20 protein-coding genes and 1 tRNA gene are annotated in these 24,082 nt (G+C 67.3%); 11 read left to right on the top strand and 10 right to left on the bottom strand.

Going from position 1 to position 24,082, the window contains the following annotated elements:
* Window positions 1-33: 33 nt before the first annotated feature.
* A complete protein-coding gene (gene glgC, locus ACZYZE_RS13345; RefSeq protein WP_459319114.1) occupies window positions 34-1,443 on the bottom strand; it encodes a glucose-1-phosphate adenylyltransferase in 1,410 nt (469 codons plus the stop codon).
* A gap of 96 nt (window positions 1,444-1,539) precedes the next feature.
* Between glgC and glgA the strand changes: the two genes are divergently transcribed.
* Window positions 1,540-2,745 (top strand): glycogen synthase, encoded by a 1,206-nt coding sequence (gene glgA, locus ACZYZE_RS13340; RefSeq protein ID WP_463908139.1) that lies wholly within the window; start codon window positions 1,540-1,542, stop codon window positions 2,743-2,745.
* 92 nt (window positions 2,746-2,837) lie between these two features.
* Here glgA and ACZYZE_RS13335 read toward each other — a convergent pair whose 3' ends face one another.
* Together ACZYZE_RS13335 and ACZYZE_RS13330 are read right to left on the bottom strand one after the other, a co-directional pair.
* Complete coding sequence (locus ACZYZE_RS13335; RefSeq protein ID WP_463908137.1) at window positions 2,838-4,982, bottom strand: acyl-CoA dehydrogenase family protein; 2,145 nt, start codon at window positions 4,980-4,982, stop codon at window positions 2,838-2,840.
* Between the two features lie 73 nt (window positions 4,983-5,055).
* The gene (locus ACZYZE_RS13330; protein WP_459319113.1) at window positions 5,056-5,805 is read right to left on the bottom strand and encodes a TetR/AcrR family transcriptional regulator; all 750 of its coding nucleotides are present in this window, start codon (window positions 5,803-5,805) and stop codon (window positions 5,056-5,058) included.
* A gap of 68 nt (window positions 5,806-5,873) precedes the next feature.
* On the opposite strand from ACZYZE_RS13330, the gene ACZYZE_RS13325 reads away from it, so the two are divergent.
* The 3 genes from ACZYZE_RS13325 to ACZYZE_RS13315 are packed head-to-tail and all read left to right on the top strand — an operon-like array spanning window position 5,874 to window position 9,529.
* Window positions 5,874-7,271 carry an acetyl-CoA C-acetyltransferase gene (locus tag ACZYZE_RS13325; protein WP_463908135.1) on the top strand — a complete coding sequence of 466 codons (1,398 nt, stop codon included), beginning with the start codon at window positions 5,874-5,876 and terminating at the stop codon, window positions 7,269-7,271.
* A 9-nt stretch (window positions 7,272-7,280) separates the two neighbouring features.
* The gene (locus ACZYZE_RS13320) at window positions 7,281-8,621 is read left to right on the top strand and encodes a 3-oxoacyl-ACP reductase (protein WP_463908133.1); all 1,341 of its coding nucleotides are present in this window, start codon (window positions 7,281-7,283) and stop codon (window positions 8,619-8,621) included.
* Window positions 8,618-9,529 carry a MaoC family dehydratase gene (locus ACZYZE_RS13315; protein ID WP_463908131.1) on the top strand — a complete coding sequence of 304 codons (912 nt, stop codon included), beginning with the start codon at window positions 8,618-8,620 and terminating at the stop codon, window positions 9,527-9,529. The genes ACZYZE_RS13320 and ACZYZE_RS13315 overlap by 4 nt, the downstream gene beginning before the upstream one ends.
* Before the next feature lie 587 nt (window positions 9,530-10,116).
* Here the strand turns inward: ACZYZE_RS13315 and ACZYZE_RS13310 are convergent.
* From ACZYZE_RS13310 to ACZYZE_RS13300, 3 genes are all read right to left on the bottom strand, one after another.
* Window positions 10,117-11,130, bottom strand: coding sequence for an FUSC family protein (locus tag ACZYZE_RS13310; RefSeq protein ID WP_459319112.1), 1,014 nt, complete (start codon window positions 11,128-11,130; stop codon window positions 10,117-10,119).
* A gap of 195 nt (window positions 11,131-11,325) precedes the next feature.
* Window positions 11,326-12,393 (bottom strand): glutathione S-transferase family protein, encoded by a 1,068-nt coding sequence (locus ACZYZE_RS13305; protein ID WP_459319095.1) that lies wholly within the window; start codon window positions 12,391-12,393, stop codon window positions 11,326-11,328.
* Window positions 12,394-12,402: 9 nt separating this feature from the next.
* Entirely contained in the window at window positions 12,403-13,164 is a 762-nt protein-coding gene (locus tag ACZYZE_RS13300) for a M50 family metallopeptidase (protein WP_463908129.1), read from the bottom strand.
* 280 nt (window positions 13,165-13,444) lie between these two features.
* Here ACZYZE_RS13300 and malQ point away from each other — a divergent pair, with 280 nt between their 5' ends.
* From malQ to ACZYZE_RS13285, 3 genes are all read left to right on the top strand, one after another.
* The gene (gene malQ, locus ACZYZE_RS13295) at window positions 13,445-15,604 is read left to right on the top strand and encodes a 4-alpha-glucanotransferase (protein ID WP_463908127.1); all 2,160 of its coding nucleotides are present in this window, start codon (window positions 13,445-13,447) and stop codon (window positions 15,602-15,604) included.
* 159 nt (window positions 15,605-15,763) lie between these two features.
* A complete protein-coding gene (locus ACZYZE_RS13290; RefSeq protein ID WP_459319092.1) occupies window positions 15,764-15,925 on the top strand; it encodes a hypothetical protein in 162 nt (53 codons plus the stop codon).
* A 160-nt stretch (window positions 15,926-16,085) separates the two neighbouring features.
* The gene (locus ACZYZE_RS13285) at window positions 16,086-17,072 is read left to right on the top strand and encodes a hypothetical protein (protein WP_459319091.1); all 987 of its coding nucleotides are present in this window, start codon (window positions 16,086-16,088) and stop codon (window positions 17,070-17,072) included.
* A gap of 88 nt (window positions 17,073-17,160) precedes the next feature.
* On the opposite strand, the gene ACZYZE_RS13280 is transcribed toward ACZYZE_RS13285, so the two are convergent.
* Window positions 17,161-18,060: a neutral zinc metallopeptidase gene (locus tag ACZYZE_RS13280; RefSeq protein ID WP_463908125.1), complete on the bottom strand. Its 900-nt coding sequence runs from the start codon at window positions 18,058-18,060 to the stop codon at window positions 17,161-17,163.
* A 284-nt stretch (window positions 18,061-18,344) separates the two neighbouring features.
* A tRNA-Leu gene (locus tag ACZYZE_RS13275) sits at window positions 18,345-18,427 on the bottom strand.
* A 154-nt stretch (window positions 18,428-18,581) separates the two neighbouring features.
* Between ACZYZE_RS13275 and ACZYZE_RS13270 the strand changes: the two genes are divergently transcribed.
* Both ACZYZE_RS13270 and ACZYZE_RS13265 read left to right on the top strand, forming a co-directional pair.
* The gene (locus ACZYZE_RS13270; RefSeq protein ID WP_463908123.1) at window positions 18,582-19,886 is read left to right on the top strand and encodes a M20/M25/M40 family metallo-hydrolase; all 1,305 of its coding nucleotides are present in this window, start codon (window positions 18,582-18,584) and stop codon (window positions 19,884-19,886) included.
* A gap of 21 nt (window positions 19,887-19,907) precedes the next feature.
* On the top strand, window positions 19,908-21,071 hold the full coding sequence (locus tag ACZYZE_RS13265; RefSeq protein ID WP_463908121.1) for an acyl-CoA dehydrogenase family protein: 1,164 nt from the start codon (window positions 19,908-19,910) through the stop codon (window positions 21,069-21,071).
* A 52-nt stretch (window positions 21,072-21,123) separates the two neighbouring features.
* On the opposite strand, the gene ACZYZE_RS13260 is transcribed toward ACZYZE_RS13265, so the two are convergent.
* The gene (locus ACZYZE_RS13260; protein ID WP_459319087.1) at window positions 21,124-21,357 is read right to left on the bottom strand and encodes a DUF5703 family protein; all 234 of its coding nucleotides are present in this window, start codon (window positions 21,355-21,357) and stop codon (window positions 21,124-21,126) included.
* 39 nt (window positions 21,358-21,396) lie between these two features.
* On the opposite strand from ACZYZE_RS13260, the gene ACZYZE_RS13255 reads away from it, so the two are divergent.
* The gene (locus ACZYZE_RS13255) at window positions 21,397-21,663 is read left to right on the top strand and encodes a hypothetical protein (protein WP_459319086.1); all 267 of its coding nucleotides are present in this window, start codon (window positions 21,397-21,399) and stop codon (window positions 21,661-21,663) included.
* A gap of 45 nt (window positions 21,664-21,708) precedes the next feature.
* Here ACZYZE_RS13255 and ACZYZE_RS13250 read toward each other — a convergent pair whose 3' ends face one another.
* Complete coding sequence (locus ACZYZE_RS13250; protein ID WP_459319085.1) at window positions 21,709-22,644, bottom strand: aldo/keto reductase; 936 nt, start codon at window positions 22,642-22,644, stop codon at window positions 21,709-21,711.
* A 52-nt stretch (window positions 22,645-22,696) separates the two neighbouring features.
* On the opposite strand from ACZYZE_RS13250, the gene ACZYZE_RS13245 reads away from it, so the two are divergent.
* The gene (locus tag ACZYZE_RS13245; RefSeq protein ID WP_463908118.1) at window positions 22,697-23,530 is read left to right on the top strand and encodes an undecaprenyl-diphosphate phosphatase; all 834 of its coding nucleotides are present in this window, start codon (window positions 22,697-22,699) and stop codon (window positions 23,528-23,530) included.
* Window positions 23,531-24,082: the final 552 nt, after the last annotated feature.

Below are 24,082 nucleotides of genomic sequence, written 5' to 3'. Positions count from 1 at the left end.
GTCGGCGCCCGGCCCCGCCAGACGGGATTCCGCTTAGCGTGCCTTGGTCGGCTGCGAATTTGCGACGGCGGCGGCCTGGACTTCTGCGGCCTTGTCCACGGACTCCCGCAGGGCGGGCCAGTTTTCCGTGGCGGCCCTGACCGCATCCGGCACCAGGATCAGGTTGGCGGCCGAAAGGGCGCGCTCCGACTCGCCCGGCTCCGGGACCAGCTGTCCCTTGGAAAGCACGGTGATGCCGGAGTCTGTGACCTTGAAGCCGCGGGCCCGGTCCAGCTCGGCGTCGAGGCCGATGGCCGCATGCGCTGGCACCTTGACGTTCTTGTCGATGATGGCGCGCTTGACGACGGCACCTTCACCGATGGTGACCTTGTCCATCAGCACGGAATCGAGGACCCGGCTGGACGTGCTGACATAGACGTCGTTGGAGAGCACGGAGCCCTCCACGATGCCGCCGGAGATCACCGTTCCGCTGGCAACAATTGAATCCAGGGCCGTGCCGACGGTGTTCTTCGGGCCGCGGACGAACTTGGCCGGCGGCGAGATGCTTTGCCGCGTGTAGATCGGCCATTCCGAGTTGTACAGGTTGAACACGGGCACGGGCGAGATGAGGTCCATGTGCGCGTCGTAGAAGGAGTCGATCGTGCCGACGTCGCGCCAGTAGGTGCGGTCGCGTTCGGTGGACCCGGGGATCTCGTTGAGCGTGAAGTCATAGACGCCGGCCTCGCCCTTGTTGACGAAGTAGGGAATGATGTCCCCGCCCATGTCGTGCTTGGTGTCGAGGCGCTCCGCGTCGACGTGCAGGGCCTCGACGAGGGCATCGGCGTCGAAGACGTAGTTGCCCATGGAGGCCAGGAACTGGGAGGGGTCGGCGGCGAGTCCGGGGGTGGAGGACGGCTTCTCGACGAATGCGCCGATCTTCCGCGGATCGTTCTGGTCCACCTCGATCACGCCGAACTGGTCGGCCATACTCAGCGGCTGGCGCACGGCGGCGACCGTTGCCTTGGCGCCGCTGGCGACATGCTGGTCCACCATCTGGCCGAAGTCCATGCGGTAGACGTGATCGGCGCCGACCACGACGACGATGTCCGGGTTGGCGTCGTGGATGAGGTTCAGCGACTGATAGATGGCGTTGGCGCTGCCAAGGAACCAGCTCTTACCCACGCGCTGCTGCGCCGGAACGGACGCGATGTAGTTGCCCAGCTGGGTGGACATCCGCCAGGTTTCGGAGATATGGCGGTCAAGGCTGTGGGACTTGTACTGCGTCAGGACGACGATCTGCAGGTACCGGGAGTTGACCAGGTTGGACAATGCAAAGTCTATGAGCCGGTAACTTCCCGCAAACGGCACGCCGGGTTTGGCCCGGTCCGCAGTCAACGGCATCAGCCGGTTTCCCTCGCCACCTGCGAGGACAATGGCCAGAACTTTCTTATTCGGCATGGTGATCGCTCCTGAACGCCTTTGTTACTCCCCAAAACAGTCCGGCACGCCCGAACGTCTTCACACTAGATCAGTTCCACCGTAACGACTACCTTGGGGTTTGTGCGTATAGACATTGTGACCAAAGAATTCCCGCCCGAAATCTATGGCGGCGCCGGGGTCCATGTGGCCGAGCTCAGCCGGGTGCTGGCCCAACATGTGGATCTGCAGGTGCGTGCCTTCGGCGCGCCCCGTGAACCCGGATACCACGGAGCGACGGTCACGTCGTACGCGGTACCGGAGGATCTCGGGGGAGCGAACGCCGCAGTCCAGACCCTGGGGGTTGATTTGCGGATCGTCCCGGACATTGCCGGCGCCGACCTCGTACATTCGCATACCTGGTACGCCAACATGGCCGGGCATATCGCCTCGCTGCTGCACGGGATTCCCCATGTGCTCAGCGCCCACAGCCTGGAGCCGCTGCGTCCATGGAAGGCCGAGCAGCTCGGCGGCGGCTACGCGGTGTCCTCGTGGGTGGAAAAGACCGCCTATGAAGCGGCGGCGGCCATCATCGCCGTCTCCGAGGGCATGCGGCAGGACATCCTGCGCAGCTACCCGGAGGTCGACCCGGCCAAGGTCAAGGTGGTGCACAACGGCATCGATGTGAGCCGGTGGAACCGGGACGAGGGCGACGACATCATCCGTGCCCTCGGCATCGATCCGGAGCTGCCGAGCGTTGTCTTCGTGGGCCGGAACACCCGGCAGAAGGGCGTCCCGTACCTGTTGCGGGCCGCCGCGAAGCTTCCGGCCGACGTCCAGCTGGTCCTGTGCCTTGGCGCCGCGGACACTCCGGAGCTGGCGGCCGAAACGGCACGCCTGATCGAGGAACTGCAGAGCCAGCGCAGCGGCGTCGTCCTGATCGAGCGGATGCTGCCGCGCAACGAGGTGATCCAGGTGCTCAGCCACGCCACCGCGTTCGCGTGCCCCTCCATCTACGAGCCGCTCGGCATCGTGAACCTTGAGGCCATGGCCTGCGGCGCCGCCGTTGTGGCCAGCGCCACCGGCGGGATCCCGGAGGTTGTCCGGCACGGCGAGACCGGGCTGCTGGTTCCGATCGAGCAGGTCAGCGACGGTACCGGCATCCCGCTGGACCCGGAGAAGTTCGTCACCGAATTCGCCGCCGCGCTCACGGAGGTTGTCTCCGATCCCGCGCGGGCCCGCGCCATGGGCGAGGCCGGCCGCCGCCGCGCGGAGGAGCACTTCTCCTGGGAATCCATCACCGAGACCACCCTTGAGGTGTACCGATCGGTGCTCCCCAGCGGTTCCTAGAGAACCCCGCCGGAAATACGGACGACGACGGCGCCGCCCCGGCTGAGGGGGCGGCGCCGTCGTCGTTTGTCTGATCCCGCTGAAGCGGCCGCTCAGCCGCGCGGGGCCTTCTTCGCGTGAGCCTTGCGCGCGATCAGGATTTTCTCCTCCACCGGGGCCTGTCCGTTGGCGCGCTGCATACGGAAGTACTCCCGTGCCTCGTCCTGCCGGGTCTTTTCGGCTCCGGTGGCGATCTCGGCCCGGAGGTGTTCCGGTCCGAAGCCGAAGGCATCCACCAGGTCCAGGGCGTGCGGGCGGATCTTGACCAGGAGCCGGTTGATGTACTCGCCCACCGTGCGGCCGCGCTGCATCGAGAGCCTGCCGTTCATAAGGTACCAGGACAGGTTCTTTTCGATCAGGGACAGCCCGAAGAGGTCCCGCAGCCAGGTCAGGACCTTCCTGGTGCCCGGGTCCGTGACCTTGCCCAGTGCTTCGGTGAAGGCCTCCCATTGCAGCAGCTCGGCGTGCGCCTGGGCGGCTTCGATGAGTTCGTTCTGGTGGCTGTTGAACAGCGCCGCACCCTGCTGCTGCGGGAGCTTGTTGGCGCCCTTGAGCGCCGAACCCACTTCGGCGACCATGGTCTGCACCCGGTCGGTCAGCAGCGCGCGCTGGCTCGCTTCGTCCTTGATCGCGATGGCGGCCTTCTGCACCGAACCGGAATCCGCCATGAATTGGGCCACGCCGCGCAGGCCGGTCCGGTGGATGGCGGCACCGGTGGCCTGGCCGACGACGTAGCGGGCCAGCACGCCGAAGTTCACCGTGCGGAATTCCTTGGCGTAGTCGGCCAGCAGCCGCTTGGCGACAAGCTGCAGAAGCACGGTGTTGTCGCCTTCAAAGGTGGCGTAGACGTCGAGGTCCGCCCGCAGCGAGGCGAAGCGGTTCTCGATCAGATATCCGGCGCCGCCGCAGGCCTCGCGGCATTCCTGGAGCGTGTCCAGGGCATGCCAGGTGCTGAGCGGCTTGAGCGCGGCGGCGAGGGTTTCGAGATCCTGCCGGTCCTCGTCGGTGTCGCTGCGGCCGGAGAAGACGTCGTCGAACTTCTGCAGCAGCTGTTCGCTCGCGAAGCCCGCGGCGTATGTGGTGGCCAGCCGGGTGAAGAGCCGGCGCTGGTGCCGCTGGTAGTCCAGCAGGACTTCCTCGTCGGTCTGCGAGGACGCGTTGAACTGGCGGCGTTCGGTGGCGTATTGGATCGCGGTCTTCAAGGCAAGCTTCGACGCGGTCACGGCGGCGCCGTCAAGCGAGACCCGGCCCTGGACCAGGGTTCCGAGCATGGTGAAGAAGCGGCGGCCCGGGCTCGCGATGGGGGAGCTGTAGCTGCCGTCGGCGTCGACATTGCCGTAGCGGTTCAGCAGGTTGGTGCGCGGGATCCGGACATTGGTGAAGTGCAGCCGGCCGTTGTCGATGCCGTTAAGGCCGCCCTTGACGCCGTCGTCCTCGCCGCCGATTCCCGGCAGGAAGTCCTTGGTTTCGGGATCGCGGAGGTCCAGGTAGAAGGCATGGACGCCGTGGTTCACGCCCTGGGTGACAAGCTGGGCGAAGACCACCGCGGCGAGGCCGTCGACGGCGGCGTTCCCGATGTAGTCCTTCCAGGCTGCCCGGAAGGGCGTGTGGACCACGAATTCCTCGGTGGCCGGATCGTACGTGGCGGTGGTGGCGATGCTGGCAACGTCCGAGCCGTGCCCCGTCTCCGTCATGGCAAAGCAGCCGGGAATGTCCAGGCTCATGATGCCGGGCAGCCACTTCTCGTGGTGCTCTTCGGTGCCGAGGTGGTTCACGGCGGAGCCGAACAGGCCCCACTGGACCCCGGCCTTGATCTGCAGCGAGGGATCGGCAATGACGAGTTCCTGGAAACCGGCAACATTTCCGCCGTGTTCGTCGGCGCCGCCGACGGACGCGGGGAAGGCACGGTGTACGGCGCCGTTCTCCACCAGGATTTTGAGCTGGCCGAAGACGCGCCGGCGGTGGTCCGTGTGGCTCAGGCCTTCGGTCTTGTGCAGTTCGGGCCGGCCGGCGAGGGTCCGCGCGACGCGCCGGGTGTCTGCCCACTTGCCGAGCAGCAGTTCGCCGAGGGCCGCGACGTCGACGGCGGGGGCCGGCATGCCGGACGTCGTCGCTGAACCTGCCGGCGTCGGGGCAGGGCTGTTGCGGATGGCGGTGTTGCGGGTGGCACCTGCGGGGCGGTCGGCTAGTTCGGTCATGTCGATTCCTTCTTTGGTTCTGACAAGGTCGGTGCTGAAATCGTTGCTGAAATCGGTGCTGCTGAGGTCGGCGTTAGCTCGGCCGCGCGGGGTCCGTCCCTGACGGCTCCCGGGCCGGGCGCTCAGAAGCGGCGGCGGTGCGGAGCTCGGGGGCGATGCCCAGGCAAAGCCAGTCGGTGATCTGGAGCGCCATGGCCGCCTGGTCCGGCTTGGACAGGGAGTCCGGACTCGCGAGCCACTGTTCACCGGCGTTCCGGACCAGGCCGATCGCTGCGTTCGGCCAGTAGCCGATTGCGGTCTCGCGTCCGGACGATTCGCCGAGGTGGCTGCGCATGGGCCGGGCGATCATGTCGCTGATCGCCGCAAAGAAGTGGCCCAAGGCACCGGCCGTGGCAATGGCGCCGTCCGCGCCGGGAGCGTGCCGGGTGACGAACGTGTACACATTCGGGCTGGTTTCGGCCATCTGCAGATACGCCGAAACCATGGCGAGCAAGCCCTCGCGTGGAGTCTGGGCGCTCTGCGCGGCCTCCTGGATGCGCCGCTGCATCTGGCTGAGAACCACTTCACCCACCGCCTGCTGGAGCCCGGCCTTGTCCCCGAAATACCGGTAGAACACCGATTTGGAGGTTCCCGCCGCGGCGGCAATATCCTCCATCGAGGCGTCACTGCCCAGCGCGTGGACGGCCCGGCGTGCCGACTTGATGAGTTCACGACGCCGTTCCTCGCGGTGCGACTGCCAGCGGGAGGCACGACCGTCGACGCTTCCGCCGCCGGAAGCGCCGGCGCCGGCCGGGCGGCCGCCGGAAAGTTCAGTCTGGAGGATGTTCACGATACCCAGCGTATCAGGTACGCTGGGTATCGGTAACCCGCTTTGATCAAAGGAGACAGCCCATGTCCGTCAACGGACAGTCCACCCCCGGACCAAAGGAATCGACCCCGACAACGGGGTCCGCAGGACAGACCGGAGCGCAGCCTGGAGCAGCGGCACAGCCGCAGCTCCGCAAAGCCGTGGTGGTGGGCGGCAACCGCATTCCGTTTGCCCGGACCGGAGGCGCCTACACCAAGTCCTCGAACCGGGACATGCTGACAGCGGCGCTGGACGGGCTGATCGCACGCTTCGGCCTGCAGGATGAGCGCATTGGCGAAGTTGCCGCCGGGGCCGTGCTTAAGCACTCCCGCGATTTCAATCTGACACGCGAAGCCGTGCTCGGCTCTGCCCTCTCCGCCGAAACTCCGGCGTATGACCTGCAACAGGCCTGTGCCACCGGCCTGGAAACGGTGCTCGGCCTCGCCAACAAGATCAAACTTGGCCAGATCGATTCGGCCATCGCCGGCGGTGTCGACTCCGCCTCGGACGCCCCGATCGCCGTGAGCGAGGGCCTCCGTGACGTGCTGCTGGACCTGAACCGCGCCAAGACCCTGCCCCAGCGGCTGCAGATCCTCAGCCGCCTCCGGCCCAAGGACCTCGCCCCCGATGCCCCGAACACCGGGGAGCCGCGGACCGGACTGTCCATGGGCGAGCACCAGGCACTCACCACCGCGCAGTGGAACGTCACCCGCGAGGCGCAGGACGAGCTGGCTTTCAAGAGCCACCGCAACCTCGCCGCCGCCTACGACGCCGGCTTCTTCGACGACCTCCTCACCCCGTACCGCGGCCTCAGCAGGGACTCCAACCTCCGCGCTGACACCAGCCTCGAGAAGCTCGCCACACTCAAGCCCGTCTTCGGCAAGAACCTGGGCGCCGCGGCGACCATGACGGCCGGAAACTCCACGCCGCTCACCGACGGCGCCGCCACCGTGCTGCTCGCTTCCGAGGAATGGGCCGACGCGCACGATTTGCCCAAACTCGCCACCGTCGTCGACGGCGAGGCGGCGGCCGTTGACTTTGTCCACGGCAAGGACGGCCTCCTGATGGCTCCCGCCTTCGCGGTGCCTCGGCTGCTCGCCCGCAACGGGCTGACCCTCGATGACATCGACTTCTTCGAGCTCCACGAAGCCTTCGCGGGTACCGTACTGAGCACCCTCGCCGCCTGGGAAGACGAGGAATTCGGCCGCAGCCGTCTCGGCCTCGACGGCGCCTTCGGCAGCATCGACCGGTCCAGGTTGAATGTCAACGGATCCTCGCTCGCCGCCGGGCACCCCTTCGCCGCTACCGGCGGACGGATCGTGGCCTCGCTCGCGAAGATGCTGCACACCAAGGGGCAGGTGGACGGCCGCCCGGCACGCGGCCTGATCTCCATTTGCGCCGCCGGCGGCCAGGGCGTCGTCGCTATTCTCGAAGCACACTAGGGGGACCGTATGACCGACAAATACACTCAATTCGTGAGCAGGGGCCCTGGCCGGGACATCGCCAGGAAACTCGGGCTCCCGCAGCCGGTGGTGCTCCGGCGCCACAAAGCGGGGCAGCCCCTGATCGACGGGCCAGTGCTGGTCCAGGGCTCCGGCAGCGGCGCCGAAGAACTCGCGTCGACCCTGCTGTCCTGGAACCTGGACGTCCGCCGGCATGCCGTGCCCAAGGAAAAGCTGGGCGCCATCATCCTGGTACTGGACGAACTGGCCCACCCCGGGGATCTGGAGAAGCCGGTCCTGACGGCGGCCGCCTCCCTGCGGGACCTGGCGCCCAACGCCCGCGTGATCACCGTGTCCCGCGCCGCAACGGTCTCCGCCGGGCCTGCCGATGCCGCGGCCCGGCAGGGCGTCGAAGGACTGCTGCGGTCGCTGGCCAAGGAACTCCGGGCCGGGGCCACCGGCAACGGCATCCTCCTCGCCAACGGTGCGGGCACCACCAGCCCCAGCACCCTCGGCGCGCTGCGGTTCTTCCTCTCCGGTCGCTCTGCGTTCGTTGACGGGCAGTTCCTGACCGTCACCTCAGCTGCCGGGCAGCTGCCGGCCGACGCCGACAAGCCGCTGGCCGGGCGGGTCGCCGTCGTGACCGGTGCCGCACGCGGGATCGGCGCCGCGATTGCACGCACGCTGCGCCGCGACGGCGCGACGCTGATCGTCGTTGACATCCCGGCCGCCGGGGACCGCCTGGCCGCGGTGGCCAACGAGGTGCACGGCACCGCCCTGCAGCTTGACATCGGCCGGGAAGACGCGGGCCAGCGGATCATCGACCACGCTGTGGAGCGCCATGGCCGGCTCGACATCGTGATCCACAATGCGGGCATCACCCGTGACAAGCTGCTCGCCAACATGGACGAGGGCCGATGGAACTCCGTCATCGCCGTCAACATCGCGGCCCAGTTGCGCATCAACGAGGCGCTGCTGGCCTCGGAGCACTTCCGGAACTCGCCGCGGATCGTGTCCGTTGCCTCGACGAGCGGCATCGCCGGCAACCGCGGGCAGACCAACTATGCCGCGTCCAAGGCCGGTGTGATGGGCATGGTCCGGGCAACCGCACCGCTGATGGCCGCGCACGGCGGCTCCATCAATGCCGTCGCCCCGGGCTTCATCGAGACCGAGATGACAGCCCGGATCCCGTTCGCCACCCGGGAGCTGGCCCGCCGGCTCAACTCGCTGCAGCAGGGCGGCCGGCCGGCCGACGTGGCCGAGGCCATCGCGTTCCTGGCCAGCGACGCCGCCGGCGGGATATCCGGCGATGTGCTGCGCGTCTGCGGGCAGAACCTGGTGGGGGCATGACCCCTTCGCAGCCCGTCATCCTCGGCGAGATGCCGGCGCTCTCCAAGCTGTACGTCAACGCCGCCGCCACGGCTGCGCGGCGCCGGGTCCTGGGAACGCATACGGGGACCGCGCTTCCGGCGGGCAGCCACGAGGTCCGCGGCGTGCGGGCCGGGGTCGGGAACCTCACGGCCTACCAGCACCTGGTCGGGGAAACCGCAAGCGACGTCCTCCCGGCCGGTTTTGTCCATGCGCTGGCGTTCCCGCTGGCCATGAGCGTGATGAACCGCGATGATTTCCCGCTGCCGCTGCTGGGGATGATCCACCTGAGTAACAAGGTGGTGCAGTCTGCGCCCGTTCGTTTCACCGAGGCGCTGGACATCCGGGCCTGGGCGGAGAACCTGCGCGGCCACCGTTCCGGCACCCAGCTGGACCTCGTGACCGAAGTGCGGGGGGCGGGGGAGGACGTGATCCGCTGGCGCGGAGTGTCCGGCTACCTGGCCAAGGGCGTGTTCCTGCCCGGAATCGACAAGCCCTCGGCACCGTCGGCGCCGGTTCACTTCACCGCCCCGGATCCGACCGCGCTCTGGCAGCTGGGAGTGGACACCGGCCGGGCCTACGCCGCCGTTTCCGGTGACTTCAACCCCATCCACCTGAGCGTGCTCTCGGCCAAGGCCCTGGGGATGCGCCGGTCGATCGCCCACGGCATGTACCTTGCCTCGAGGGCGCTGGCCGACGTAGGCGCCGCAAAGGGAGAGACATTCAGCTGGCAGGTCACCTTCGAGGCGCCGGTGTTCCTGCCGGCGCGGGTGGCCCTGGACATCAGCACAGTCCAGGACACCGACGGCGGCTGGCAGCGCTCCGACTATGTCGCCTGGAACCCGAGGTCCGGCCGCAAGCACTTCAGCGGAGCGGTTGCCGTGCTCTAGCGATCCTTTTCGCTTGTTCGTCGGGAGTTTAGGCGGGGCCCGGATCTCTTCGCGCCGGGAGGACATGTCCATGCGTCGCACGCGGGACGGGGCATAACCGGATTATGTCCCCGTGCCGGCCCCGGCGCGGGGCATGTCCCGTGGGCAGTTTCGTTTACATGGCCGGGCGCAGGCAGCCAGCGGGCGCGCTCCTTCCCGGTTGCCCGCCGTCCGGCCACCTGCCGGCCCGGGCAAAGCCCGGAATCCCGCGCGCGTTTGGCGCCGGGCGCCGAAGCGACTGGGCAGGACCGTCATGGTATGGGCGCGTGGGTCCGGCGGCGGGGAATCAGGCGTTGGGTGGGTCCGGCGGCGGGGAGCCGGGCTGTCGGGCGGGAGGACATGCTCATTCTTCGCACCCGGGACCGGGCATAACCGGACTATGTCCACCGGCTGTCCCCGGCGCGGGGCATGTCCATGAGCCGGCCATCCCACCCCCGCGACCCAGGCCCGGGCCCCCCGACGAGCTATCCCAAATGCCCGCCAGCACCAAACCAGGCTGAATGTCCGGCTGGGGCGGCCGCCGCCGTCGGGTTGTGGCCCGCGGCCCGCTAGTTCCTGGGTCCGCCGGACTTCACGACGCGCAGCATGCGGAGCAGACTCAGCAGGATAGATTCCACCGCACTGGGCGCGTCTGTTGCTGCTTCCTCCGCGCCGATGCGGGCGGTCAACTCCTTCACTGCGGCATCGGCCGTCTCGACCAGTTCCGCCTGCCGTTCCGGGCTCTCCTCTTCGATGGAGCGCAGGACGTCAGCCACCGCAGCCATGGCCTCGGCGAGCGGGACAGCGTATTCATCCGGTACAACGAAGGGTGTGTCGCCGGCCCAGATGACATCCGAGAGGACCTGCGTGACGTCCTGGACATGGAAGGTGACCCGCTCTAGGTCCCGGAGGTTCCGGTAGTCCAGCTCCACATCCCGCGGATGGAGCCGCCGCCGGGGGTTCGCGTGCCGGCTGGCGTCCGCCTTTTCCACCGCGAGCCGGACCGAGCGGGCCGATCCTGCGAGCGCCTCGGAACGGCTCGACCAGTCCTCATGCTCCGGCGGCCAGCTCTCTTTCAATGCCTTGCCCATGTCACCCAGTTGCTGGGCAAGGGCAAGGCGCAACTGAGCGATGCTGAGCGCGGCGGCGTTGAAATGCAACGGCGGGAACACGAGGAGGTTGACCAGGATTCCCACGGTGACCCCTGCGCCCATCTGGACCAGGTAGCCGAACGAGAAGCTGTCGGGATTGTTTCCGCCGACCAGCAGGACCAGGAGAGCCGCCGTCGGGATCCAGTCGCTGCCGGAGCCGATCCACGGGAGCCCGGCGAGGATGACGCCAAAGCCCATAACGATGGCAACCGACACCGGAGTGGGGTCTCCAAGGCTGACAAGCACAAAGGACAGGCCGATGCCGATCGCCAGCCCCACCAGGGTCTGGACACCCTGGCGGATGGACCCGGACACGTTCTCGTACATGGCGACGAGGGCGCCAAGCGGAGCGTAGTACGGGTAGTCGGCCGCGGACCCGGGCATAAACGGTGCAACAGCAAAGGCTATGCCGGCGGCCAATGCCGCCTTCATGGCCAGTTGCAGCCGGGGCCAGAGCAGCGCCGACGCCACGCTGCCGGACACGATCCGCCACAGTCTCGCCGCCGGGGAAGACCGCGGAGTACTTGCGTCTTTTACGTTGCTCATCCCGGTTCACCCTAGGCTGGGGATGTTGCTGCGACAAGTGGACAAACCACGTCTAGGGCCGCGGCCGGTGGGGACAGGGGCTCAGCCCGCCCCGTGCCCCGGAGCCACTTCTTCACCGGCCCGGACCGGTCCGGGCGGGGTCCCGTCCCCAAAGGGCCGGCCGCCGAGGGCTTCGCGGCCGTGTTCGGTCAGCCAGTTGCCCAGCTCGGGCCCCTTCGGCACGATCCCGGTGGGGTTGATGTCCTCATGGACGATGTAGTAATGCTGCTTGATCTGCACGAAGTCGGTGGTGTCGCCAAAGCCAGGGGTCTGGAACAGGTCCCGGGCATATCCCCAGAGGGCCGGCATCTCGCTGAGCTTTTGCCGGTTGCACTTAAAGTGCCCGTGGTACACGGCGTCGAACCGCGCCAGCGTTGTGAAGAGCCGGACGTCGGCCTCGGTGATGGTCTCCCCGACGAGGTAACGCTGGCTCGTCAGCCGTTCCTCCAGCCAGTCCAGCGCGGTCCAGAGCCGGTCATAGGCGGCATCATAGGCCTGCTGGGAGCCGGCGAAGCCGCAGCGGTAGACGCCGTTGTTGACTTCGGTGAAAACCCTCTTATTGACCGTGTCGATCTCATCACGCAGTTGCCAGGGGTACAACGCCGGGGCACCGGACCGGTGGTAGTTGGCCCACTCGGTGGACAAGTCCAGTGTGATCTGCGGGAAGTTGTTCGTGACCACCTTGCCGCTGGGGACATCGATGATCGCCGGCACCGTGATGCCGCGGGGATAGTCCGGGAACCGGCGGAAGTAGGCGTCCTGGATCCGCCCGATGCCAAGCACAGGATCCTTGCCGCCGGGATCCAGGTCAAAGGTCCACGAGCGGGCGTCGTGGGTGGGGCCCGGCTGTCCGAGGGAAATGACGTCCTCGAGGCCCAGAAGCCGCCGAACGATCACCGTCCGGTTGGCCCAGGGGCAGGCGCGGGCCGCGATCAGTCGGTAGCGTCCCGGCTCCACGGGCCAGCCGGGTTCGCCGTTGCTGCCCGGGGCACCGTCCCGGGTGATCCGGTCCTCGATGTAGTTGGTGTCCCGGCTGAACTCCTCGCCGCCGGTGACGTAGGCACCCTTCGTGCTGAAGCCGGCGGGGTCATCGGTGTGTGTCTGGCTCATGGTCCCAGCCTATGCCGGGGGAACGCCCGGCCCCTGCAACGTTGCGAAGACCTGCGCCATCGGCTGCCAGGCAAACCACCAGGCGGCCCCCACGACGCCGGCGAAGAGTACGATCCAGATGACCGCAGGAACGCGGGTGGCCCGGAACAGCAGGTACGCGTCCGACGTCGGCAGTCTGTCCCGGCGCCGCAGATGGACGGTGGCCAGTTTCCCGAGGTCCCGTACTGCAGCGACCAGGAGGGCCAGACCGAGCACGATCATAACGTGGCCGTTGAATTCGGGCGGGACAAACAGGACGAGCAGCACGGCGGCCAGTACCGCGGCCGCGGTGATCAGGAGTCCGATCCCATTGCGGATGAAGAGGAACGAGGCCAGCAGCACCAGGGTTCCAACCGACATCGCCGCCGGCCCCCAGCCGTTGAAGCCGCACCAGACCATGGCAGCACCGACGACGGCGGGAACCGGGTAGCCCCAGAACGTGGACCAGACAGCGGCCAGGGGGCGCCGGCTATAGGTGGTGGTGGTGCCGGAGTGGTCCAGGCTGAGCCGGATCCCGCCGAGGCGCTGGCCCGTCATGAGCGCGGCGAAGGCATGGCCGAGTTCGTGGGTCACGGTGGCCATCAGCCCGAAGTAACGCCACGTAACGCGGGGGAGGGAGAGCACGACGGCGATGAGGACCACCAGGGCGAGCTCGGTACCGGTGACGTGCGGGACGGGGCCCTGCGCGAATCCGGCGAGGATCCGCTCCCACCAGGTTTCGGCGGCGTTCATGCCGCCTTGCCTGCGGGGGTGCTGTCCTGGCGGAGGGCGGGCAGGAGGGCAAGCTTCCGTTGGCGCTCCTCGGGGAGGAGCATCCGGAAGGGTTCGACGTCGACCATAGACTGCAAGGCTAGCGCGGATCGCACAGCGCGCATAAAGACAGCGGCGCCTCAAGGGGAGGCGAGGCCGGAGGGTTCGGCACGGAGCCATCCGGCACATCTGGGCCGTTTATCCGGCGGAACCCGAGTCCACCAACACGGGACGGGGCGTTGCCGGCGTCTAGAGTTGCCCCATGACGGATGGTATGCACCATAACAATGCGCCAGGCACAGCCGCACTGCTGCGGGAACTTGCCGCGGCCCACGGCGTGGGGACCTCCTACTGGGGCTGGGACGGCGTCGAACGCGCCGTTTCGGACGCCACCCTGCAGAGTGTCCTCGCGGCTCTGGGCGTCCCGGCCGCCGGAGCGGAGGAGCTGGAACGGTCCCTGGCTGAGGCCGGACTGGCGCCGTGGCGGCGTCTGCTGCCGCCGGTCGTCGTCGCCCGCGAAGGGCAGGGGTTCAACGTCAACGTCCATCTGCCGCACGGAAGCGCCGTCCGCGTGTGGATCCTCGCCGAAGACGGCGGCAGGTACGAGGTAGCGCAGCGGGACAACTGGGACGAGCCGGTCGACGTCGACGGTGTCCTCACCGGCCGGGCGACGTTCGCGGTACCGGACCGTGTGCCCCTCGGCTGGCATACCCTGCTGGCAGAGAACAACGGCACGGTAGCCCGGTGCCCTCTCGTCGTTACACCGCGGCGGCTCCAAACGACCGCGGCGCTGGCGGGCCGGCGGAATTGGGGACTGACCGCGCAGCTCTATTCCGTGCGATCCTCCCGGTCCTGGGGGATCGGCGACTTCGCGGACCTCGCAGACCTCGCCACGATTTCAGGGCAGGAGGGTGCCGGTTTCCTGCTGGTCAATCCACTGCACGCGGCCGAGCCCCGGCCGCCGGTCGAAGACTCGCCGTACCTGCCCACGTCCAGGCGGTACTTTAATCCCCTCTACCTCCGGGTGGAGGAGATCCCCGAATACGGCTACCTTGGCCCGGCCGGCCGGGCCAGGGTGGAACGCCTGGCCGAGCAACGGCACTCCGGAAACCACTCCACCGGACTGCTGGACCGGAATTCCTGTTACGGGGCAAAGCTGGCCGCCTTGGAGCTGGTGTTCGGGGTCCCGCGCAGCCCCGCCCGCAGCCGCGCATTTGCGGATTTCTGCTCCGAACAGGGACAGGGACTCGACGACTTCGCCCTTTGGTGCGCCCTGGCCGAGAAGCTGCCCCCGGGGGCCCCGCAGTGGGCCGTGGAGGCGTCCGCGCCGGACACCGCCTACTGCAAGGAGCAACGGGCACTGCTCGCTGGCCGGATCGAATTCCACCGCTGGCTGCAGTGGCTCTGCGACCAGCAGCTCGAAGCAGCGCAGCGCTCCGCGAAGCTGTGCGGCATGGAGATCGGGGTCATCCATGACCTCGCGGTGGGGGTGAAACTGGGCGGCGCCGATGCCTGGTCCCTTGCCGGGGTGTTGGCCCGGGACGTCACGGTGGGCGCACCACCGGACATGTTCAACCAGCGGGGCCAGAACTGGACCCAACCGCCCTGGCACCCGGGCCGGCTCGCGGAGTCGGGGTACGCGGCCTACCGCGACATGCTCAGGACCGTGCTGCGCCATGCCGGCGGGATCCGGGTGGACCATATCCTGGGTCTGTTCCGGCTGTGGTGGATCCCTGCCGGTGCGGGGCCGGGGGAGGGCACCTACGTCTACTACGATCATGAGGCGCTGATCGGAATCCTGGCTTTGGAGGCCCAACGCGCCGGGGCCATTGTGATCGGAGAGGACCTGGGCGTCTTTGAGCCCCGGGTCCGGGATTACCTGGCGGAGCGTGGGATCCTCGGCACCTCGATCCTCTGGTTTGAGCACGACGCCGACGGGCCGATCCCGCCGGAAAGATACCGCCAGCAGTGCCTGACCAGCGTTAACACCCACGACTTGCCGCCGACGGCGGGGTACTTGGCTGGCGACCATGTCAGTCTCCGGGAATCTTTGGGCCTGCTGCAGCGTGGGGTGGAACAGGAACGGGCCGAGTCCGCCGCCGAGCAGGAGGCGGTCCTGGCCCTGGTACGGGAACACGGCCTGCTTCCGGCGGGTGCCGCCGGCAAGGATGTCCGGCGGACGATCGAGGCGCTCTACGCGTTTACCGCTCTGACGCCTTCCTCGTTACTGGGGGTAGCCCTGGTTGATGCGGTCGGTGAGACCCGGACGCAGAACCAGCCCGGCACCAGTACCGAATACCCGAACTGGCGCATACCCCTGGCGGGGCCGAACGGAGCCGTCCTCCTCGACAGCCTGCCCGAGGATCCCGGCTTCCGTTCCCTTCTGGGAACTGTACGGACGGCGCTTCGTCCGGGGGAGTAGGCGCTGCCCCGTCCCGGCACCCTTCGCCCGGTGCGGGCCGGTGCGGGCCGGTGACTGGCTTGCGCAGCGGGCCAACAGCATTCCCGTCTCGCCGGCCATGCCTCGGGGGATTCCCTCCCGGTGGTCACCGGGGACGAGGGCGGCTGCAAAAACAACCGGATGGTCGCGGTAGCCGCCGGGCCGGCGGCCACGGGGGATTTCACCTCCACCGCCCGCTTCGGCCACTATTCCCTCCTGCACATGATCGAAGATACCTGGGGTCTGCCGCCGCTGACAGGCAATGACAGGGATGCCCCCGTTATGGGTGATCTGCTGAAATAGGGCGCCAAGTGCCGTCTAGGTGTTTCTTCACCGTCGGGCAAGTAGCGGCTACTCGTTCCATCCCGTCCCCAGCCCGCTACTCTGATCGCCAACAGCACCAGCAACGAGCGTTGCGCAAGCATGTCCAGGCAAAATCCGATGCTTCCGGGGAGAAAATACAATGAAGAGTATTGTGCGGGTGGCCGGTGCCGGTCTGGCTCTGGCACTGGGAATCGCAGGAAGCGTGGCCGGCACGGCCGGGGCCGCGACAATCTATAGCTTCGCGGTCATCGGTGACACGCCGTACGGCAGCTCGCAGCTGAGCCTGTTTCCGAAACGGATTGCCCAGATCAACGCAGACGCCGATGTCCGGATGGTGGGACACCTTGGCGACATCGGTGCGGGTAACTGCTCCACCACGTACTACGAGAAGATCAAAGCGAACTTCAACAAGTTTGCCGACCCGCTCGTCTACACCCCGGGTGACAACGAATGGGCGGACTGCCACCGGGCGAGCGTCGGCAAGGCCAATCCCCTGGAGCGGCTGTCTGCCATCCGGTCCGTCTTTTTCCCGACAGCCGGCCGGACCCTGGGCCAGAACCCGATCTCCGTAACCCCCCAGTCCGGTTACAAGGAGAACGTGAGGTTCGCCGCAGGCGGCCTGACCATCTCGACGCTGCACATTGTTGGTTCTGAGAACGACCTCAGGCCGTGGAGCGGACTGGGCTTTACTAAGGCCACTGCGGAACAGAAGTCCGAAGAGGCTGCCCGGGTGAACGCCGCCGTCGCGCAGGTCCGCGGCGCCTTCGCCGCGGCAACGGCAAACAACAGCAGGGCCGTGGTCCTGATGACCCAGGCGGACATGTTCGCCCCCGGAACCCAGAACACGGGCTACCGGAACGCCTTCCAGGCAATCGTTCGGACCATTGCCACTGAGAGCAAGGTCTTCAAGAAGCCGGTGTTCCTGTTCAACGGCGATTCCCACAGCTATGCCAAGGACACACCACTGACGCAATCGAAGTGGCTGTCCTTCTACGGTATCTCCGGCGGCGTATCCAACCTCACCCGGGTGACCGTCGAGGGCGAAGCCAGCGTGAATGAATATGTCAGGGTGAATGTCGTGTCGACCTCCGCGGTGCTGCAGATACAGCGGATCGCCTACAAGTAGGCAGGCCAGCACAATCGAAAGGCCCGGAAATCCGTGACGTGGATTTCCGGGCCTCTCTCTTGTTATTCCTTCGTTTCAACGCCTGCGGCTACTTGTACACGGGGGTTTCCGGGAAGTAGCTGTTGCAGCCCTGGAGCCCGCTGCTGTAACCGTTCAACAGTGAGTTGGCCCGCTCCTGCAGGGCTGACGGATCCGGTGCGGCCGGGGGCGCTCCCGGCTCGCCGGTGTCGACGGCGATGGCGGCCAGGACGGTTTTCACATCACCGAGATCGGCGGGGTACTCCAGCAGTCCGGCCGTGGCGGCATGGTTCACCCACGCGCCGGCGATGCAGTCAGCCTGGTTTTCCAGGAGGGTGTTCTGCTCTTCGGTCTCCGGCGCCGGAACCCCCATGATGCCCTGGATGTGGTGCCCCCACTCATGGGCGTAGCCGACAGCCGGGGCTGCGTCGCCGATGTTCGCGTAGAGATTCCAGAGGGCGTCCTGCCCGGTGTAGATCGCCCGGTCCTCCGTGCAGTAGGAGAAGTCCTGGCTGCTGTAGGGATCGGGCGTACCGTCATCCTTGAGGCATGCTGTGGGTCCCGTCAGTCCTGCTGCCACGTAATTGAGAGCGGCTGGGCGGTTCGCCACCCCATATTGTTCATCGAACACCGGCGCAACCAGCGCCAGCACGTGGCCGAGATAGCTCTGCATCTCGGCGTAGCTGTGGCAGCCCTCCTTGGACCCGGTCTGGCAGTAGATCCGCCCGCTGTTGGCTGCAAATTCCTCCGCCGTGGCCGGTGCGACCGCCACCAGCTGTGTCGGCGCCGGCACGGGAGCGGGGCTGGCGGGCGCCGTCGTGGGTGCCGGGGCCGGCGTCGACTCTGCCGAGGCGGTCCCCGGGGTGCCGGCCGTTGTTGCCGCGCCCGGCGGCGTACCGCCGGAACTGCAGGAGGCCAACAGCAATGCGGCTGCGAGCAATGCGATCGGTGCGGATGGTCGACGGTTCATGGGGCACTCCTTGGTCATCGATGAGACCACAGGCCATGCCGTGTCCGACGCGACTCGATTGAGTCATCCCCCTCAGGCCATAAGGATAGGAGTGTTGCCCTGTGGTGTCCACGCCTCGCGGGTCGGCGCCGGCGGCCAAAGTCGGCGCCCGGCAACCCGGCATGGCCCTGAGCCCGAGAGAAGACCAGTGGGAAGACCAGTGTGCGGGAAATCACGTCCCGCACCGCGGCCGCGCGCACAAAAAAGGCCCCGGAATCCGTGGATTCCGGGGCCTCTTTGTGTTGTGCGCGGAGGGGGACTTGAACCCCCACCCCCTTTCGAGGACTAGCACCTCAAGCTAGCGCGTCTGCCATTCCGCCACCCGCGCAGGTGGTGATTCGGGTAACCTTTTCGCCTTTCAGCGTTTCGGTTTTCTCCGAAGCAGCGAGAAAGACTCTAGCATGAGTTTTCACCAAACAAATAATCGGGGCTTGTGGGTAGGCTGAAGCCAGAAATTGAGCCGCCGCCACGAGGAGTGAAATATGACTGAAGTACGCCCCGAGGATGAAGTCGTCAGGATCTGCCAGGAACTGATCCGGATCGATACTTCCAACTACGGCGACGGCACGGGGCCGGGGGAGCGCGCGGCTGCCGAGTACACCGCGGGGCTGATGGCCGAGGTGGGCCTGGACGCCGAAATCTTCGAGTCGGCTCCCGGCCGGGCAAACGTTGTCACCAGGCTGGCGGGGGAGGACCCCTCCGCCAGCGCCCTCGTGGTCCACGGACACCTGGATGTGGTCCCGGCACTCCGCGATCAGTGGTCGGTTGACCCCTTCGGTGCCGAGCTCCGGGACGGCATGATTTGGGGCCGTGGAGCCGTGGATATGAAGGATATGGACGCGATGATCCTGTCCGTTCTGCGGAATTTCGCCCGGACCGGACGCAAACCCAAGCGGGACCTGATTTTTGCGTTCTTCGCCGACGAGGAAGCCGGCGGCACCTACGGCGCCCGCTACGCCGTCGAGAAACGGCCCGAGCTCTTCGATGGTGCCACTGAAGCGATCTCCGAAGTCGGCGGCTTCTCCGCCACCATCGGCGGCCAGCGCACCTACCTGCTCCAGACCGCCGAGAAGGGCCTCTCATGGCTCCGGCTCGTGGCCCATGGCCGCGCAGGCCACGGCTCCCAGATCAACACGGACAATGCAGTCACGCGGCTCGCCAGCGCCGTCTCCCGCATCGGGGACTACCGGTGGCCGGTGGAGCTCACCCCCACCACCCGGCAGTTCCTCGACGGCGTGACCGAACTTACGGGCGTCGAGTTCGATCCGGACGATCCGGACAAGATCCTCAAGGAGCTCGGCACGGTGGCCCGCTTCGTCGGTGCCACCCTGCAGAACACCACCAACCCGACCCTGCTCAAGGGCGGCTACAAGCACAACGTCATCCCCGAATCGGCCGAGGCCCTCATCGACTGCCGGACGCTGCCCGGCCAGGAAGAGCACGTCCTGGAAGTGGTCCGGGAACTGGCCGGCAAGGGTGTGGACGTCAGCTACGTCCACAATGACGTCTCGCTCGAGGTCCCCTTCGCCGGCAATCTGGTCGATTCGATGATCGATGCCCTGCACACCGAAGATCCGGGCGCCAAGGTCCTGCCGTACACCCTCTCCGGCGGCACCGACAACAAATCGCTGAGCCGGCTGGGCATCACCGGCTACGGCTTTGCCCCGCTGCAACTGCCTGACGAGCTGGACTTCACCGGCATGTTCCACGGCGTGGACGAACGCGTCCCCACCGATTCGCTGAAATTCGGTGCACGGGTGCTGGATACCCTCCTCACCAACTACTAAGACCGAAACGGCAACGACACGATGACCCCTGAAGACATCCTTCCCGATGCTTTGCTGGAGCGGATCCGCGGCCGTGCCGCCGGCTACGACCGCGACAACGCGTTTTGCCAGGAGGATCTGGCGGAGCTGGCGGCGGCCGGCTACCTCAAGGCCTTTGTGCCGGAGTCCGACGGCGGCCTGGGACTTGGGCTCGCGGCGGCAGCCCGGCTGCAGCGCAGGCTCGCGACGGCGGCCCCGGCAACCGCATTGGCCATCAACATGCACCTGGTGTGGACCGGCGTCGCGCATGTCCTCGGCGCCCGGGGCGATTCCTCGCTGGACTTCGTCCTCCGGGAGGCCGCGCAGGGGGAAATCTTCGCGTTCGGCAACTCGGAGGCCGGAAACGACTCGGTGCTCTTTGATTCCCGCACCACGGCCGATCCGCAGCCGGACGGCGGCTATTCCTTCACCGGCCGGAAGATCTTCACGAGTCTCTCCCCGGCGTGGACCCGGCTGGGAATCTTCGGCAAGGACTCCTCGGCCGGGGACGGCGAGGGGCAACTGGTGCACGGCTTCATCACCAGGGACACCCCCGGCTACGAGATCCTGGCCGACTGGGACACGCTGGGCATGCGGGCCAGCCAGTCAAACACCACGGTCCTGGCCGGCGCTGTCGTGCCGGCGGAGCGGATCTTCCGGAAGCTGCCGGTCGGCCCGAACTCGGACCCGCTGATCTTCGCCATCTTCGCCTGCTTCGAAACGCTGCTGGCCGCCGTGTACACGGGTATCGGCGAACGGGCCCTCGCCCTGGGCGTTGAGGCCGTGAAGCGGCGGACATCGTTCAAAAACGGCGGCCGTAGCTACGCCCAGGATCCCGACATCCGCTGGAAGGTGGCAGACGCGGCGATGGCGATGGACGCACTGTACCCCCAGCTGGCCAGCGTGGCCGCGGACGTCGACGGGCTGACTGAGCATGGCGGCCAGTGGTTCCCGAAGCTGGTCGGCCTGAAAGCCAGTGCGACCGAGACTGCCCGGACGGTGGTGGACCTGGCAATCCGGGTGTCCGGGGGATCAAGCTACTTCCGCGGCTCCGAACTGGAGCGGCTGTACCGGGATGTGCTGGCGGGAATGTTCCATCCCTCCGACGACGAATCGGCGCACAACACCGTGGCCAATGCCTGGCTGGGACCGCTGGAGACGCCCTGACGGCCGTGACCCGACGCCGGCTGGTGACGGCATGGTCCGCCGGCGCCTATATCTACACTGTCCGCTGGACCTGGGTGACTTTGCGGCGGAGCCAGAAGCGGCGGCCGCCGCCCAGATAAAGGATGCTGCGCTCCAGTTCCCACTTGCCGTACTCGGAATGTTCCACCAGGCGGCGGCGGGCATCGGGCAGGGAATCTTCAGGGCTCACCGTCAATACGAGGTACTCGTACTGCCTTAGGTAGTCCCGCTCCCGCCGGACTGAACTACTCAGAAAATGTTCCTTCATCGCTCTCCATTTTCGTCCTTTTCCGGCTAACGTGAAGTCATGAGCATCGATCCGCGTGTCGCGCTTCAGTCCCTAACTGCCGCCCTGGAAGAACACCTCTCTACCGTCGCCGCACGCAGGGGCGACGGGGACCCGGCGGTAGAAGCGGCGTTTTTTGCCGTTGCTGATGCCTTTGAAGTCTACGACGACTCGCTCTACGAAGCGTATGGGGAAGTGACACCGCTTCAGGTGATCGAGGACGACAGCGATGACGACGAGGACGAGGACGTCGACGACGAGGAAGACCTCGAGATCCTCCGGGACTGATCCCTCAAAAACTATGCACCCGCCGCAGCGGAGGATACTGCCCGCTCAGGCAGGGGCGGACACGTCCTCCAACGCCTGGGCAATCTCCGGCGGCAGCACTGCCAGCGTCGAATCCAAGACTTCCTTAAGCTGCACGGGCGTCCGTGCGCCCACAATCGCGGTGGCCACGCCGTGCTGGGACAGCAGCCAACTCAATGAAACGTCCAGGGCGGTCCGCCCGAGCCCCTTCGCTGCCATCGCCACGGCCTCGACAACGCTCGATGCGGCACCCTCAAGGTACGGCTCCACGTAGCTGGCCAGCCGCGAATGGGCGGCCCGGGAATCCGCCGGGATGTGCCCGCGGTACTTTCCGCTCAGCACTCCGCGGCCCACCGGCCCCCACGCCATCAGGCCCAGTCCAGCGTCCTCGACGGCAGGAATCAGCTCGGCTTCGGCCGTGCGGTTTACCAGGGAGTACTCAGACTGGTTCGCGACCAGCGGGAAACCCGCGGTCGCGGCGGCCTTGGCGGTCTGCCAGCCGTTGAAGTTGGAGACACCCGCATACCGTGCCCGGCCGGAACGGACCGCGTACTCTAGCGCGGACAGGGTTTCCTCCAGCGGCACGTTGGGATCCCAGGCGTGGGCGAGCCAGAGGTCCACATAGTCGGTGCCGAGCCTGGCCAGGCTCGCGTCCAGGCCCGAGAGCATCCCGCTCCGGGAGGTGTCGACGCTACGGCGGCCCTCCGACGTCGTCAGCCCCGCTTTCGTGGAAATCACCACTTCGGAGCGCGCGACGACGTCGCCGAGCATCCCGCCCAGCATCGCCTCGGCCTGGCCGTCGGCGTAGGACGCCGCGGTATCGATCAGGGTCCCGCCGCCATCCACGAAGAGGCGGAGCAGCCCGGAGGCATCCTGCTCATCGGTTTCCCGGGCCCAGGACATGGTGCCAAGGGAAAGGGCGGACACACGCAACCCACTGTTGCCGACATAACGCTGCTGCATGTCAGCAAGCTTACGGGGATTCGGAAAGCTTCATGACGTAGGGTCTATGAACGTGAACTGGTTTGAAGCGGCCCTGCTGGGCCTTGTGCAGGGACTGACCGAATTCCTCCCTATTTCCTCAAGCGCCCATCTGAGGATCGTCGGATCCTTCCTGCCGAACGCCGCCGACCCCGGCGCGGCGTTCACCGCCATCACGCAACTGGGCACCGAAACCGCGGTGATCGTGTACTTCTGGCACGACATCGTGCGGATCGTTAAGGCGTGGGCCGGTTCACTCACCGGCAAGGTCTCCCGGCAGGATCCGGACGCCCGGATGGGCTGGCTTGTGATCCTCGGCAGCCTCCCGATCATCGTCCTCGGCCTCCTCTTCCAGGACCAGATCGAGTCCGTGCTCCGCAACCTGTGGATCGTCGCCACCACCCTGATCGTCTTCGGCATGATCCTGGCAGTGGCCGACGCCGTCGGGCGCCAGGAGCGCGACCTCACGCAACTGACCTACAAACACGGCATCTTCTACGGGCTGGCCCAGGCCATGGCCCTCATTCCCGGCGTGTCCCGCTCCGGCGGCACGATCACGGCCGGCCTGCTGATGGGCTACACCAGGGAAGCGGCCGCCCGCTACTCGTTCCTGCTGGCCATCCCCGCGGTGTTCGGCAGCGGGCTGTACCAGCTCTACAAGGTCCTCTCCAAGGACGGCCTCACCGGCCCCTACGGCCTGCCGGAAACGGCCCTCGCCACGGTCATCGCGTTTGTCGTGGGCTACATCATCATCGGCTGGTTCCTGAAGTATGTCTCAACCCGCGGCTACAGCCTGTTCGTCTGGTACCGGATCTTCCTGGGTCTCGCCCTGTACCTGCTGCTCGGTTTCAATGTCATCAGCGCCTAGCGGGCATTGTCGTTAGCCGCCGGGGCCCAGGTCCAGGGCGTGGGATGGCCGGGCTCAAGGACATGCCCCGCGCCGGGGACAGCGGGCGGACATAGTCCGGATATGCCCGGTCCCGGGTGCGAAGAATGAGCATGTCCTCCCGCCCGGCAGCCCGGCTCCCCGCCGCCGGACCCACCCAACGCCTGATTCCCCGCCGCCGGACCCACCCAACGCCTGATTCCCCGCCGCCGGACCCACCCAACGCCTGATTCCCCGCCGCCGGACCCACCCAACGCCTGACCGGGCCAGCCCCACGCGCCCCTGCCGTCACGGTCCTCCCCGGTCGCTTCGGCGCCCGGCGCCAAACGCGCGCGGGATTCCGGGCTTTGCCCGGGCCGGCAGGTGGCCGGACGGCGGGCAACCGGGAAGGAGCGCGCCCGCTGGCTGCCTGCGCCCGGCCATGTAAACGAAACTGCCCACGGGACATGCCCCGCGCCGGGGCCGGCGGGTGGACATAGTCCGGTTATGCCCTGTCCCGGGTGCGGAGAATGGACATGTCCTTCCGGCGCGAAA

This window comes from Pseudarthrobacter woesei, assembly GCF_055412745.1.
This window is presented reverse-complemented; position numbering and strand designations above follow the sequence as displayed.